Source organism: Aurantibacter sp. UH7, assembly GCF_056839165.1.
This window is the reverse complement of record NZ_CM166388.1, coordinates 650349-664099: the sequence shown is the minus strand read 5'-3', so window position 1 is coordinate 664099 and position 13751 is coordinate 650349. Positions and strand designations below refer to the sequence as shown.

At 33.5% G+C, this 13751-nt stretch carries 14 protein-coding genes; 4 read left to right on the top strand and 10 right to left on the bottom strand.

From position 1 onward, the window contains the following. Positions 1–63 precede the first annotated feature (63 nt). Positions 64–1215, top strand: coding sequence for an MFS transporter (locus tag UH7x_RS02860; RefSeq protein ID WP_482362210.1), 1152 nt, complete (start codon positions 64–66; stop codon positions 1213–1215). Here the strand turns inward: UH7x_RS02860 and UH7x_RS02855 are convergent. Continuing rightward, a complete protein-coding gene (locus UH7x_RS02855) occupies positions 1212–1865 on the bottom strand; it encodes a hypothetical protein (protein ID WP_482362209.1) in 654 nt (217 codons plus the stop codon). The genes UH7x_RS02860 and UH7x_RS02855 overlap by 4 nt on opposite strands. Before the next feature lie 224 nt (positions 1866–2089). Here UH7x_RS02855 and UH7x_RS02850 point away from each other — a divergent pair, with 224 nt between their 5' ends. Then, the gene (locus UH7x_RS02850; RefSeq protein ID WP_482362208.1) at positions 2090–2638 is read left to right on the top strand and encodes a ClpP family protease; all 549 of its coding nucleotides are present in this window, start codon (positions 2090–2092) and stop codon (positions 2636–2638) included. 199 nt (positions 2639–2837) lie between these two features. Further along, the gene (locus tag UH7x_RS02845) at positions 2838–4181 is read left to right on the top strand and encodes an FAD-dependent oxidoreductase (protein ID WP_482362207.1); all 1344 of its coding nucleotides are present in this window, start codon (positions 2838–2840) and stop codon (positions 4179–4181) included. A gap of 55 nt (positions 4182–4236) precedes the next feature. Here UH7x_RS02845 and UH7x_RS02840 read toward each other — a convergent pair whose 3' ends face one another. Beyond that, on the bottom strand, positions 4237–5016 hold the full coding sequence (locus UH7x_RS02840) for a zinc ribbon domain-containing protein (RefSeq protein WP_482362206.1): 780 nt from the start codon (positions 5014–5016) through the stop codon (positions 4237–4239). A gap of 2 nt (positions 5017–5018) precedes the next feature. Beyond that, positions 5019–6113, bottom strand: coding sequence for a Nif3-like dinuclear metal center hexameric protein (locus tag UH7x_RS02835; RefSeq protein ID WP_482362205.1), 1095 nt, complete (start codon positions 6111–6113; stop codon positions 5019–5021). Positions 6114–6159: 46 nt separating this feature from the next. Between UH7x_RS02835 and lpxK the strand changes: the two genes are divergently transcribed. Further along, complete coding sequence (lpxK, locus tag UH7x_RS02830) at positions 6160–7167, top strand: tetraacyldisaccharide 4'-kinase (protein WP_482362204.1); 1008 nt, start codon at positions 6160–6162, stop codon at positions 7165–7167. On the opposite strand, the gene UH7x_RS02825 is transcribed toward lpxK, so the two are convergent. From UH7x_RS02825 to UH7x_RS02795, 7 genes are all read right to left on the bottom strand, one after another. Further along, positions 7148–9364, bottom strand: coding sequence for a tetratricopeptide repeat-containing hybrid sensor histidine kinase/response regulator (locus UH7x_RS02825; RefSeq protein WP_482362203.1), 2217 nt, complete (start codon positions 9362–9364; stop codon positions 7148–7150). The two genes, lpxK and UH7x_RS02825, sit on opposite strands and share 20 nt — an antisense overlap. Beyond that, positions 9361–10371 (bottom strand): type I glyceraldehyde-3-phosphate dehydrogenase, encoded by a 1011-nt coding sequence (gap, locus tag UH7x_RS02820; RefSeq protein ID WP_482362202.1) that lies wholly within the window; start codon positions 10369–10371, stop codon positions 9361–9363. Before gap ends, UH7x_RS02825 begins: the two co-directional genes overlap by 4 nt. A 47-nt stretch (positions 10372–10418) precedes the next feature. Further along, positions 10419–11294, bottom strand: a complete 876-nt coding sequence (gene lipA, locus UH7x_RS02815) for a lipoyl synthase (RefSeq protein WP_482362201.1) — start codon at positions 11292–11294, stop codon at positions 10419–10421. Between the two features lie 132 nt (positions 11295–11426). Beyond that, a complete protein-coding gene (locus UH7x_RS02810) occupies positions 11427–11969 on the bottom strand; it encodes an RNA polymerase sigma factor (RefSeq protein ID WP_482363570.1) in 543 nt (180 codons plus the stop codon). A gap of 65 nt (positions 11970–12034) precedes the next feature. Beyond that, positions 12035–12235: a membrane or secreted protein gene (locus tag UH7x_RS02805; protein ID WP_482362200.1), complete on the bottom strand. Its 201-nt coding sequence runs from the start codon at positions 12233–12235 to the stop codon at positions 12035–12037. A 75-nt stretch (positions 12236–12310) separates the two neighbouring features. Beyond that, a complete protein-coding gene (locus tag UH7x_RS02800) occupies positions 12311–13069 on the bottom strand; it encodes an anti-sigma factor domain-containing protein (RefSeq protein ID WP_482362199.1) in 759 nt (252 codons plus the stop codon). Between the two features lie 88 nt (positions 13070–13157). Beyond that, complete coding sequence (locus UH7x_RS02795) at positions 13158–13739, bottom strand: RNA polymerase sigma factor (protein WP_482362198.1); 582 nt, start codon at positions 13737–13739, stop codon at positions 13158–13160. Between the last annotated feature and the right edge of the window lie 12 nt (positions 13740–13751).

Genomic DNA, 13751 nt, shown 5'->3' with positions numbered 1-13751 from the left:
CCTTAATTTAAGAAGCAAATACAATTTCTTTGTGCATATTAAACAACTGCGATAAAACCTCAAATGAAATCACTACGTCTTATTCTATCAAATCCAAGATACTTTGCACCAGCATGGGTTTTTACGAGCTTAAATATATTATTTGGTACTTGGGCAATTTATATACCTACGGTAAAAGAGAAATTAGATATTGATAAGTCTGAACTGGGAATAGCCATTTTCTTTTTGTCATTAGGCGTCTTTACTGTTTTTCCGGTTGCGGCAAAAATTATTAATAAGATAGGAGTAGGAAAAGCAACTTGGTATGGTGTATTGCTGATATGCCTTACTGGAGTGTTACCGCTTTTAGCGCCAAATTATTATTCTTTGATGGCGGCACTATTTGTTTTTGGTGCTACCCATGGCTTTACAGATATTGCCATGAACACTTTGGTTACAGAAATAGAAAAAGAAGACAATCAGAACTTTATGTCTGCGGCACATGGTTTTTTTAGTCTCGGTGGTGTTTTTGCAGGTCTCGGAATATTTCTAATTGCTTTGCTCGGTAACCCTGTGCTACATATGTTACTTGCAATTATATTAGTATTGGTAGTTAACTTTGCTTTTTATAAGAATTTCGTGGCCATTACAGCAGCGCCAGTGGAGAAAGAACCATTTAGCCTAAAATTATTTAAACCACTTTTAATAATTGGTCTTGTTTCTTTTATGGTAATGGGTGGAGAAGGTGCAATAATAGATTGGAGCGGACTTTACCTAAAAGAGGTAAGTATAGCCCCTGAGGCACTTTGGGGAGCAGGTTTTTTGGCGTTTTCAATTACTATGACTACAGGTAGATTTTTTGGTGACAGTATCAGTCAAAAATTTGGCTCTATAAAAATTGTTGCTATTGGATCTCTTGTTGCTATTATTGGTTATTTGGCCGTATTAAGTTCGCAAACTTATTTAGCTATTCTTGGATTTGCTTTAATTGGTTTAGGTTTCTCAGTAATTATTCCAGAGTTATTTCGAATTGGCGGTAACGTTAAAGGGATAGAGTCTTCACAAGGAGTTGCATTTATAGCAGGAACAGGGTATTTGGGATTTTTAACCGCTCCTCCAATTTTGGGCTTTTTAGCCGATAGTTCATCACTATCACTCAGTTTTATTGTGCTATTAGGATGTTCAGTGCTAGTATTTTTATCAACCTTTATTTTAGGCAAGAAGAAATCTAGTTAATTTTTTACAGCGATATCTGTAAAGAATAAGTTAAAATTTCCTTCAGCCATCTTATGCGATTTGGCTATTTTAAGTCCATTAATAGTTTCATGGTCTTCAAAAGTAGTAATCATAGATGGCTCTTTTTGATTCGATTTTCTAAATACCCATTCTTTTATAATAAAATCATCTCCAAAGTAGAAATCATAGGCGTCACCAGGAGTATACCCACCTTCATTTCCATAAATAATTGTTAGTTTTTGCATTGATTTTTTGGTGATTGGTGCCTCAGATTTTACAGTATGTTCATGCTTAAAATTGTTGCTATCCCAAACCAACTGAAAAGGTGCTAATAGCCAATATTTATCATTAATAAAACCACTATTGGTTTTGTAAGCAATACTATCCATGGAGGCCCAATTATAATCTAAAGTTTTTTCAGCTGTTATTGAGGTGATATCATTGGTTTTAGGTTTCCATACCCAAGTACGATCAAAATGAGTTGTGTCTCTATCGACGTTAAAAGTAAATTTGATTTCTTTTACTTTATTCCAATTTTCTATTCCATGGGCATTGGCAATTTTATCTAAAATACTTTTATCTTGGGATAGTATATTCTGACTAGCGAGTATGTTAAGTGTAAATAGAAATATAAAGCTGAATTTTCGCATGGTGTAGTTTTTTTCAAAAATAAACTAATTAGATTATATGATAATTTTTTATGAATTCAGTATTAATCTCATAGAGAAAACCTCCCCGTTTTATGTTTTAATAAACTATAGTATAGATGTAATACGTATAAATAAGCCAATTTGACACTTTTGAGAAGATTGAATGTATACTGTTATTATCTATAAAATATTTGCGTAATTTTGATACTTATCAAATTATAAATATGAGTACAAAAAAAGGAAAAGTACAACAGGCCATTGAAGAGAAACTATTAGAAGAACGTAAAGTTTTTTTATGGGGAATGGTCGATGATGATTCTGCTAAACATGTGATTGATAGGCTTTTGTATCTTGATATGTTAAACAATAAAGAGATACAATTGATTATTAATAGCCCAGGCGGGTATGTTACCTCTGGCTTTGCTATGTATGATACTATAAAATCATTAAAAAGTCCAGTTTCTACAGTTTGTTCTGGTCTTGCTGCTTCTATGGGGTCTATATTACTTTCAGTAGGTGCAAAGGGTAGACGTTTTATTCAGCCGCATGCTCAGGTAATGATTCACCAGCCTAGTGGTGGTGCAAGAGGGCAAGCTTCTAATATTGAAATTCAGGCGCAAGAAATTATAAAAACAAAAGAGTTAAGTGCTCATATTTTGGCCGATAATTGTGGGCAAAAATTTGAAAAAGTACTTAAAGATTTTGATCGCGATTACTGGATGAACGCCGAAGAATCAGTAAAATATGGTATCGTAGATGGTATTCTAGAATAGTCATAAACTATTCGTTAATTGAAAAAAGTCCTTCACAACGAATATGTGAAGGACTTTTTTTGGATATATATAGACGCTCTCGCGGAATGTTCTGTTTTATATACGTAACAAAAGTCGCTATTAGATGTTATAAACTTGTTAATGTGACGTGAAGAAATTGATTACTTTTACGACACTTACTTTCCACATTGTTTAAAAAATGAACCAAACTTCAAAGAATATTGCAATAATCGGCTCCGGATTAGTGGGTTCTTTATTGGCTATTTACCTTAAAAGAGCTGGGCATCAAGTAACAGTTTTTGATCGTAGACCAGATATTAGAACAATTAAATTTTCTGGACGTTCTATTAACTTAGCAATGAGCAATAGGGGTTGGAAAACCTTGCGTGATGTGGGTTTAGAAGAGGAAATCAAGAAAATTGCTATTCCTTTAGATAAGCGTGCGATGCATGTCGTAGGCAAACCAATGTATTTTCAGCCTTATGGCAAAGAAGGAGAGGCAATTTGGTCTATATCTAGAGGGGTTTTAAATAAAACAATGATAGACCTTGCTGAACAGGCAGGTACGGTGTTTAAGTTTAATGAAAAGGTATGGGATGTAGACCTGCCGGAAGCAAAATTATTTACTGGCGAATCTGAGAAAGGGGAGTGGAAGGCTTACAATTATGATATGATTTTTGGTTGTGATGGAGCATTTTCACGAGTTCGACATAAAATGCAACGTAGAAGTAGATTCGATTATTCTCAGAAATTTATTGATGTAGGTTATAAAGAATTAACCATTCCAGCTAATGAAGATGGGTCGCATAAATTAGATATGAACTCATTTCATATATGGCCGAGGGGTAGATTTATGTTTATAGCAATGCCAAATTTAGATGGTAGTTTTACGTGTACTTTATTTATGCCTTTTGAGGGTGAAGTGTCATTTAATAGTATAAAAACCAAAAGTGATGCAGTAATATTTTTTACGGAGTATTTTCCTAATGTTATGCAAGTCATAGAAGATTTAGCCGATGATTTTTTTGAGAATCCAACAAGCGCATTGGTGACCATGAAATGTTATCCTTGGACCTATTGGGATAAAATTGCTCTTGTGGGCGATTCGGCGCATGCTGTAGTTCCTTTTTACGGACAAGGTATGAATGCCGGTTTTGAGGATATTTCTATCTTAAATGAAATGATGATAGCGCATGGTGATGATTGGGGAGCTATATTTAAGAACTACCAAGAAGATAGAAAACCAAATGCAGATGCTATTGCTGAATTAAGCTATAGAAATTTTATTGAAATGAGTAGTAAAACCAGTGATTCTAAATTTTTACTACAAAAGAAAATAGAAAAACGATTTTCAGAAAAGTATCCCGATAAATGGATTCCAGCATATTCAAGAGTTACTTTTTCGGAAAGACCTTATGTAGAGGCTTTGGGAATTGGTGATGCGCAGGAAAAAATTATGATGCAGGTTATGCAAATGGCAGATATCGAATTAAAATGGGATAGCCAGGAAGTCGAACAAAAAATACTAAGTCTACTCCAATAAAAAAACCATCCGCTATAAAAGTGGATGGTCTTAAATTTGAGTTAGCTTTATTCGCTTATAATTTTGAGAACATTTTTTCCATTTTGGCCTGCTCTTCTTCTGCTAACACAGGGTCAACCAATATACGACCACTATGTTCATCAGTAATTATCTTTTTTCTAGAAGCTATTTCTACCTGTACTTGAGGTGGAATAGTAAAGAAAGAACCACCTGAAGCACCTCTTTCAATTGGCACAACAGCCAAACCATTCTTTACATTCTCACGGATACGTACATAAGCTAATACTAGACGCTCCTCAATATCTTTTTGAAACTTAGCGGATTTTGCTAATAATGCTTCTTCTTCTTTTTCCGTTTCAGCTAAAATATCATTAAGCTCACTTTTCTTGTGTTTTAAATGTGCTTCACGTTCAGAAAGTTTTTCTTTTGTTTCAGAAACAACAACTTTCTTCTGCTCAATTTGAGCCTTAAATTCCTTGATATTCTTTTCAGCTAATTGAATTTCCAATTCTTGAAATTCTAATTCTTTAGAAATTGAATTGAATTCACGACTATTACGAACATTCTTTTGTTGTTCGCTATATTTCTTAATTAAAGTTTTGGCTTCTTCAATAAGATTCTTTTTTGCACCGATTTCGAAGTTTATAGTTTCTACATCAGTTTTAAGCTTGTCCATGCGTGTTTTAAGACCTAGCACATCATCTTCAAGATCCTCAACTTCTAAAGGAAGCTCGCCTCTAACATTTCTAATCTCATCTACTCTTGAGTCAATCAACTGAAGATCATATAATGCTCTAAGCTTATCTTCTACTGTAGCTTCTGCTTTTTTTGCCATACTTATAAATACTTGATAGGATTGGTGTTACTCTCCGATAAACGGATTGCAAAATTAGGAATTTTTTCCGTAAGATAGTCAACTAAAAGGTTTTTTGTAAACTGCTCACTTTCATAATGTCCTATGTCGGCAATAACCACATCATTCTCCGCTTCGTAGAATTGATGATATTTTAGGTCAGAAGTGATGAAAACATCGGCCCCCTTTGCTTTGGCAGCCGCTATCGCAAATGCGCCACTACCGCCTAAAACAGCTACTTTATTAACTTTTCGGCCTAGCAATTGAGAATGCTTAATTACTGAAACATTCATTTTTTGCTTAACATTCGATAGAAAATCAAGCTCATTTAGTGGTTCAGCGAGTTCACCTACCATTCCCATACCAGTGTTTTGATCTTTGTTATCTAATGAAAATACTTCGTAGGCTACTTCCTCATAGGGATGATTTTTAAATAAAGCCTTTAAAACCTTAGGTTCGATTCTAGCTGCAAACGTCACATTAATCTGTGTTTCTTCCGCTACATGTAATTTTCCTTTCTCACCTATTACCGGATTACTATTTTCTTCACCCAAATAACTTCCAGTACCATCAACAATAAAACTACAATTACTATAGTTGCCTATCGTACCAGCTCCCGCATTGAACAATGCATTTTTGAGCATTTCGGCATCGTTTTTAGGTACATAGGTTGTAAGTTTTTTAATGCTTCCTTTCTGGGGTATTAGTATTTTGGTATTCGTTAGCCCTAGTATTTCACATATTTTAGCATTTACACCTTTTGGGCTATTATCTAGAGCTGTGTGCATGCTATATATTGCAATATCATTTTTAATTGCTTTCAGCACTACGCGCTCAACATAGGTTGCTCCTGTAATCTTTTTTAAACCACTGAAGATTATAGGATGAAAACTGACTATTAAATTGCAATTAGTAGCAATGGCTTCATCAACTACACTTTCTAAAGTATCTAGAGTAACCAGAATGCCATTTATTTTTGTGCTTTTATTTCCAACCAAAAGACCAACGTTATCAAAGCCTTCTGCTTGGGCTAATGGCGCTAATTCTTCTAAAATATCTGTAACTTCTTTAACTATCATATCGAAAAAATATCATTCCAAAGTTAAATATTATATTTTCGTCGTGATGAAACTGCTAAGAATTATTGGATTGCCTGTTGCTTTTGTCTACGGATTGATTATTCATGTGCGCAATTTTTTATATGATGCTGGAATATTTAAATCGAAATCGTTTCAAACACCTACTGTTTGTGTTGGTAATTTAAGTCTTGGGGGAACCGGAAAGACACCTATGGTAGAATTTTTGGTTGCTGCGCTACAAGATCATTTAAAAGTTGCTGTGTTGAGTAGGGGTTACAAAAGGAAATCTAACGGATATGTTGTTGCAAACGATGATAGTACTGTAGATTCATTAGGAGATGAACCTTATCAAATTCATAAAAAGTTTAAGGAGATTACTCTTGCGGTCGATTCGGATAGAAGTCATGGTATTACTACCCTTGAAAAGGAGGAGAAACCCAATATAATTATTTTGGATGATGCTTTTCAGCATCGAAAAGTAAAAGCTTCATTTTCTATTTTATTGACTGCTTATGACAACTACTATAGCAATGATTACTTTTTGCCATTTGGCAGCCTTAGAGATAGTAGAAAGCAAGCTAGAAGAGCGCAAATTATTATTGTTACAAAATGTCCGCCAAACCTTAGTTTTCAAGAAAGAGAAAATATAAGTAATAGCCTTAAGCCAGAAAAGAATCAAAAAGTACTGTTTTCATATTTAGCTTATAATAATATACTAAAGGGGCTGGCGGCAGAAACTTATTTAGACGGTATTAGCGGTATAAAGTTTACATTGGTTACTGGTATTGCCAACCCTAATCCATTAATTGATTATTTAAAGGCTAATAGCTTGCAATTCGAACATTTACGTTTTAAAGACCATCACGATTTTAGTGCTAGTGAAATTGAAAAACTAAATTTAAAGGAGTTTGTTTTAACAACAGAAAAGGACTTTGTTCGACTGCAGGGCAAAGTTGAGAAACTGGCTTATATTGAAATAGCGCACAAGTTTATTGATAACGGTAAAGCGGAATTGATAAACGAGTTAAAAGACGTTACGAAGCTGAATTTTTAATTTTTCGGTCAAAAATATTCTCACCAATCTTCTGATAGAAGATTTCCGGTTTAAATGGTTTTGTGACCACGTCATTACAGCCTGCGGCATAGAATACTTCAAGACTATCATCTAAAGATATTGCCGTTAATGCAATAATTGGTGTAGAAGGGTCGAATTCTCTAATTTGAATTGTTGCCTCATCACCACTTATGCCGGGCATATGAATATCCATTAAAATAGCGTCGTATTCATTTTTGCCAGCTAATTCTACTGCTTCATGACCATTACTTGCAATATCGCTAGTAATTCCCTTTTTAGTAAGCATTTTCTTTGTGATGACCTGATTTATCTTATTGTCTTCAACAATTAAAATATGCAAGCCTTCAAATTCGTATTCTTTAGTTGTCATTTCAAAAGCAATATCATCGATAATGCTGTCTTTACTCTTAATATCTAACTCAAAGAAAAATGCGCTTCCAACATTTAATTCACTTCGTAACTCTATTTTACTATTAAACAAGCCTAAAAGGCTTTTAACAATAGTTAAGCCGAGACCAGTTCCACCATATTCTCTGTTTATTTGAATTGAACCTTGTTCAAATCCTTCGAAAATACTTTCTTGTTTTTCTTTAGAAATTCCAATTCCATTGTCGCGTACCTCAAAATAGATGGTAACATCTTCTTCTACCTTTTTAAGTAATTTGGCTATAACTTTAACTTCACCATTTTTGGTGAATTTTAAAGCATTACCCACTAAATTCATTATGATTTGTGACAATTTTAAAGGGTCACTCATTAAATGTGAAGGAATCTGTCTGTCGTATTCTAGAATGATTTTGGTGTTGTTTTCATTTGCACTTTGTTGCAATGAATCTATAACCTCTTTCAATACTTTATTCAAATTGAATTCAATATTTAAAGGTTCCAATTTATCGGCATCAATCTTATTAATATGTAAAATGTCATTAATGAAATTCAACAAATAATCACCTGAAAATTTTAGTGCTTTTAAGTGTTCTTTTTGTTCAGGATTAGGGTTTTCTTCTAAAAGTAAATGAGTTAATCCTGTAACAGCGTACAGTGGTGTTCTTAATTCGTGACTTACAGTAGATAAGAAATTACTTTTGGCCTCCATAGCTTGTACCGCTTCATCCCGAGCTACCTGTAATTCATTATTTTTTGTATGTAATAAGTCGTTTGTTTTTAATTTTATCTGGTTATTTCTATATAATGAAATTGCCAATAATGAAATTATCATTAAAAAGGCTGTTGTTAAAATAGCAGCTATTTCTGAACGGTTTTGAGAAGCTGTTAATTCCTCAATTTTATCATCTTGTATTTTGATTTGGTCACCCATAAAATCGAACTGGATTTTATCGGCAACCTTCATTTCAGTTTTAATTTTATCTAAATTATAAACTGAATCCCGAAGCGTCAATAAATTCTTATTATTGATTAATGCTTGGTCAAAGGACTCAAGCTTTTCGTAAATAATACTCAATAATTGGTTCGCTTCAAAAATTTCATTGAAAAAACCATTTGCTTGAGCAATACTTAATGCCTTTTCTGCATTTTCAGAAGCTTCAGGAAATTTTTCTGTTTTAATAAAAACTTTCGCAAGACCTAAATGTGCATTTGTAGCTAAATACTCTTTCTCATAAATGTCGGTATTGATAACAAGTGAATTAAAATTCTTTTGAGCATCGTCGAATTTTTCTTGATTTAGAAAAATGTTACCCTCAACTAATAATATGTTATTAAACATATTACGGTCATTGTTTAATTGTTTTGCTTCATCTAAAAGGTAACGTGCTTGAAAACTTTTCTCATTTTTAAATTCGATAACACCTTCTATGTATTTATGAATTGCATTACCATATGGGTATTCAATGTCTTTAAGTAGGGCTTTTGCTCGGTCCCAATAAAAAAGTGTAGTATCCTCTTTGTCTAATCGTAAGTAAACAATAGCAAAACGATGATAACAATCTATAAGAGCTTTTACATCTTCATTTTTTTCAGCAACTTTTGCCGCTTTCTGAAGTGAAAGAATTGCTAGATCGTTTTTATCTTGATTCCCATAAACACGGGCTTCATCTAAATAGGTTTCTAAATTTTTAATGGGAATAGAGTCTTGAGCTAATAACATTTGTCCAATAAAAAGACATGCTACTAAAAAAGATAACCTAAATCGAATATGTTGTGATATGATTTTCAAATATATTTTTTAATGACCATCATATTAATTAAATCTATAATTCTGCTGCTATAGCCAGTTTCATTGTCATACCAGCCGATTATCTTAACCATTTTACCGATAACTGAAGTCATCTGAGAATCAAACGTACAAGAATGACAACTATTGTTTATGTCAATAGATACTATTGGGTCTTCTGTATATAAAAGTATGGTTTTTAGCTCATTAAGCGATTTATTTTTAAAAGTTCTATTTATTTCTTCAATTGTGGTTTCTCGTTTTACATTAAAAGTTATATCTGTTAATGAACCGTTAGGTACTGGCACTCGTATGCCACAACCGCCTATGGAATCTGCTAATTTGGGAAATATTTTTGTTAATGCTTTTGCTGCTCCAGTAGTGGTTGGTACTATTGATTGTCCTGCAGCCCGCGCCCTTCTTAGGTCTTTATGTGGTTGATCATGTAGGCTTTGGTCAGACGTATATGAATGTATAGTGGTAATGTATGCTTGTTGAACCTCACATAAATCATCTATAACTTTAATCATTGGTGCTGCGTTGTTTGTGGTACAAGAAGCACATGAAACTATTGTGTCGTCAGCTGAAATAATGCCTTCATTTATACCGAAAACCACCATTTTTATATCGTCTTCGATGGGTGGTACAGACAGGATTACTTTTTTTGCTCCATTTTTAAGATGTTGCTCTAAAATTTTTCGTGTTTTAAACTTTCCTGTGCATTCTACAACGATATCAACATCATTATCTGCCCAATTTATGGCATTGGGACTATTATAATTCGTTAAAGCGATAGCCCTTTTTTCAAATAATATATCACCGTTCTTATGTGATATTTCATGATCAAATACACCATGTATACTATCGTATTTAAGCAAATGTGCTAAGGTTCTTGCATCTGCTAAATCATTAATAGCTACAACTTTTAAATTTTCGTGTTTTTGTAAGAGTCTAAATAAGGTACGGCCAATTCTTCCGAAACCATTAATGCCAATTTTAATTTCTTTCATTTGGAATGGAACCGCTTATAATTTTTAAAGTGATTATTTTCTAATATCTAATTGATATGCTTGTGAGCTTTATAAGATGACCGAACCAATGCGCCGCTTTCTACGTGTCTGAAACCCAGTTCTAATCCAATTTCTTCGTATTTTTTGAATTGCTCAGGTAGAATAAATTGTTTTACCGGAAGGTGTTTCTTAGAAGGTTGAAGGTATTGTCCAATAGTTACCACATCAACATTTGCTTCGCGTAAATCTTTTAAGGTTTGAATTACTTCATCTTCTTGCTCGCCCAAACCTAACATAATGCCTGATTTAGTTCTTTTTGCGCCATTTGCGCGTAGATATCTTAAAACTTCTAAACTACGTTCGTATTTAGCTTGAATTCGTACTTCTCGTGTCAACCTTTTTACTGTTTCCATGTTGTGAGATACCACTTCTGGCGCTACATCAATAATACGATCTAAATGACGTTCGATTCCTTGAAAATCAGGAATTAAAGTCTCAAGTGTCGTTTCAGGATTCATTCTTCGAATGGCCTTAACAGTTTCTTCCCAAATAATAGACCCCATATCCTTTAAGTCATCTCTATCGACTGAAGTTATAACTGCATGTTTAATGCTCATTATTTTTATGGAGCGTGCTACCTTCTCAGGTTCTGACCAATCTACATTCTCTGGTCTACCCGTTTGTACACCACAAAAGCCGCAAGACCTAGTACAGACGTTACCTAGAATCATAAATGTTGCAGTCCCTTCTCCCCAGCATTCGCCCATATTCGGACAACTACCAGAGGTGCATATGGTATTTAAATCGTATTTTTCAACTAAGCCACGAAGCTGAGTGTATTTTTTACCAGTTGGTAATTTAACACGGAGCCATTTCGGTTTGCCTTTTGGTGGTTGTATGCTTTCTGCGGTATCTGTACTCATTATTTTGGCCATTTAAATGGAACTACAAATATACGATTTCAATAAGCAGTACTAATACCGCTATTGTAGTTTTAACGTGATAAGATCTAATATCGTTATTGTAGATGATAGTAATGGTTTAAAACGCTATAGTTACTTGCGTTTTAAAGATTCGGCTAAGAGTTTTTTTGCCCGTAATAATTTAACTTTTACATTGTTCATAGGCTCATTAAGCTCTTTTGCTATATCAGCATAGCTGAGTTCATTAAAGTATCTAAGATTTATTACTTCTTGATAATGTGGTTTCAGTTTTTTTATATGCTGTAGTAAAGTGGCTAAATTTTGATCAGTAATTAATTGATCCTCCGCTGAAGGTGCATCATCTAAAACCTTCTTAATAGCATCATTACTACTAGCTGTTTCAAGAATAGTTCGCTTTCTCTTGCGAATTAAATCAATATGAATATTTTTGGAAATAGTAATTAACCAAGTTTTAAATTTATAATCGTCATTAAATGTGTCGATTTTATCAAAAGCCTTGGAAAATGTCTGAACTGTAATGTCTTCAGCGTCGTTTTCGTTTTCAGTACGAATCAATTGAAAGCCGTAAACGTCATTCCAAAAATGGTGTAGTAATTTACTATACGCTATCTGGCTTCCAGATTTAGCGTTTTTTATGGTTTCCTGAAGATTTATTTTATCCAATAGGAAAATGAAAAAAGTGAGTTTATAATTGTCAGCTATTAACCTGACTTAAAATATTAATTCGCAGATTCCATTTGACAATCTTGTTCATCTGGCATTTTGCCACACATGCCACAAGCTTCTCCATCTTTGTTTAAAAAAGGACTTTGACTAGCGCAAGTGCCCGCGAATTTTCCATCTTTTTTGGCCCATATTTTAATTGCGATACCTGAAACCGCAAGTGCCAAAAGGCCAATTGTTAAAAGTATTAATTTCATGCTACAAAGATATAAAAAAATAAGCCCCATTATCAAAGATAACAGGGCTTAACATAAAGTTTTGTATTCTAAATATTAGTAGTCAATATTTGCAACAATATTTTCTACTGTTGGTGTGTCATTGCCGCCTTGTGGCTCTATAGTAATATAGCCTACAGCATGGTCACTATAGGGCATAGCTAGCAATTTTTCTTGATTAGTGGCTTGTTTGATAATACCAAGATTCACCAATTTTCCATTCACTTCTGTCCACATTTGAAAGCATTGATCTTCAGGTAATTTCGGAAGATTACTTACATTGATGTATGAAAGCTTTTTAACAGGGTTTACATAAGCTACAGCTTTCAACTCTTTAGCCTTCTTATTGCCTTTCACAGTGTACTTTTTAGTCTGCGGATTTTGAAGTACGATAAACTGATTACGAACATCTTCTAATTGTTCGCGCATGTTTTCTTCTAAATCTTTAATCTTATTACTTACAATAGTATTTTCTTCTTGTAAACTTTGGTTTTGATCCCAAAAGAAATATGAAGAACCGGCGAATATTAATACAGCAATACTTGCGGCTATACCATATTTGAAATAATTTCTACGACCAGCATTTTCTGCTTTTATTAATGCTACAATATTTTCTTTTAATCCTTCAGGAGTTTTTATAGCATGTAGGTTCGCATATGCTTCAAGATTGTCTTGAAGTTCGTTGTATGTGTCTCTTACTTCAGGGTACATAGCGATATAGCGCTCTACTTGAAGTGCTTCTTGATTGTTCGTAGTGCCTAAAAGGTACTTTTCGAGTAAATCAGAGTCTAAGAATATTTTAATTTTATCTTTCATCTGTTAAATTTGTTTTGTTTGTTCAGTCAATTCTGTATTTAAACAGGTAGAATCTGCAATATTAGCTGGTTTTAAACCTTCTAATTTATTAGATTACACTTATTAGTTCGTCAATATTTATAACTAAGGATAATAATAGTATTGTCACATAAATTTTCCGAAGTTCTCTCAGTCCAATTTTTAATCTAGATTTAATGGTTCCCAACGGTATATCTAGTTCATCACTAGCTTCTTGTTGTGTCATACCTTGAAAAAAAAGTGCCTCTAAAACGATTTGGTACTTTTCTTCAATCTTTTCTAAATTCTCTCGAACGTCAATAAACTCGGGTCGTATACTATTAACACCCAAATTATATACGTCTGAAACATCAATTTGGACTTCTTTATCAGATTTTGTGTTTACGCTTCTAAGTTTATCAATTGCAGTGTTCCTGGTAATTCTAAATAACCAAGTGAAAAGCTTAGCTTTTGAAGAGTCATAAGAATCTGATTTTTTCCAGATTTTAACAAAACTCTCTTGTAAAACGTCTTGAGCAAGTTCTTCATTCCGAACAACCTTATTGGCAACCCCGAATAAGGTATCGCCATAATGCTCATATAGCAGAGAAATTGCTTTCTCATCTCGGTCTTGTAGTAGTTCTACGATATGTTTTTCAAGTAGTGTGCTCATAAATCGCAAATG

Bases quoted from the DNA above. Each gene is read 5' to 3' on its own strand.
- UH7x_RS02845 (WP_482362207.1), top strand. From the start codon at position 2,838: ATGAACCAAACTTCAAAGAATATTGCAATAATCGGCTCCGGATTAGTG.
- UH7x_RS02835 (WP_482362205.1), bottom strand. From the start codon at position 6,113: ATGATAGTTAAAGAAGTTACAGATATTTTAGAAGAATTAGCGCCATTA.
- UH7x_RS02855 (WP_482362209.1), bottom strand. From the start codon at position 1,865: ATGCGAAAATTCAGCTTTATATTTCTATTTACACTTAACATACTCGCT.
- UH7x_RS02840 (WP_482362206.1), bottom strand. From the start codon at position 5,016: ATGGCAAAAAAAGCAGAAGCTACAGTAGAAGATAAGCTTAGAGCATTA.
- gap (WP_482362202.1), bottom strand. From the start codon at position 10,371: ATGAAAGAAATTAAAATTGGCATTAATGGTTTCGGAAGAATTGGCCGT.
- UH7x_RS02795 (WP_482362198.1), bottom strand. From the start codon at position 13,739: ATGAGCACACTACTTGAAAAACATATCGTAGAACTACTACAAGACCGA.
- UH7x_RS02860 (WP_482362210.1), top strand. From the start codon at position 64: ATGAAATCACTACGTCTTATTCTATCAAATCCAAGATACTTTGCACCA.
- lipA (WP_482362201.1), bottom strand. From the start codon at position 11,294: ATGAGTACAGATACCGCAGAAAGCATACAACCACCAAAAGGCAAACCG.
- UH7x_RS02805 (WP_482362200.1), bottom strand. From the start codon at position 12,235: ATGAAATTAATACTTTTAACAATTGGCCTTTTGGCACTTGCGGTTTCA.
- UH7x_RS02800 (WP_482362199.1), bottom strand. From the start codon at position 13,069: ATGAAAGATAAAATTAAAATATTCTTAGACTCTGATTTACTCGAAAAG.
- lpxK (WP_482362204.1), top strand. From the start codon at position 6,160: ATGAAACTGCTAAGAATTATTGGATTGCCTGTTGCTTTTGTCTACGGA.
- UH7x_RS02850 (WP_482362208.1), top strand. From the start codon at position 2,090: ATGAGTACAAAAAAAGGAAAAGTACAACAGGCCATTGAAGAGAAACTA.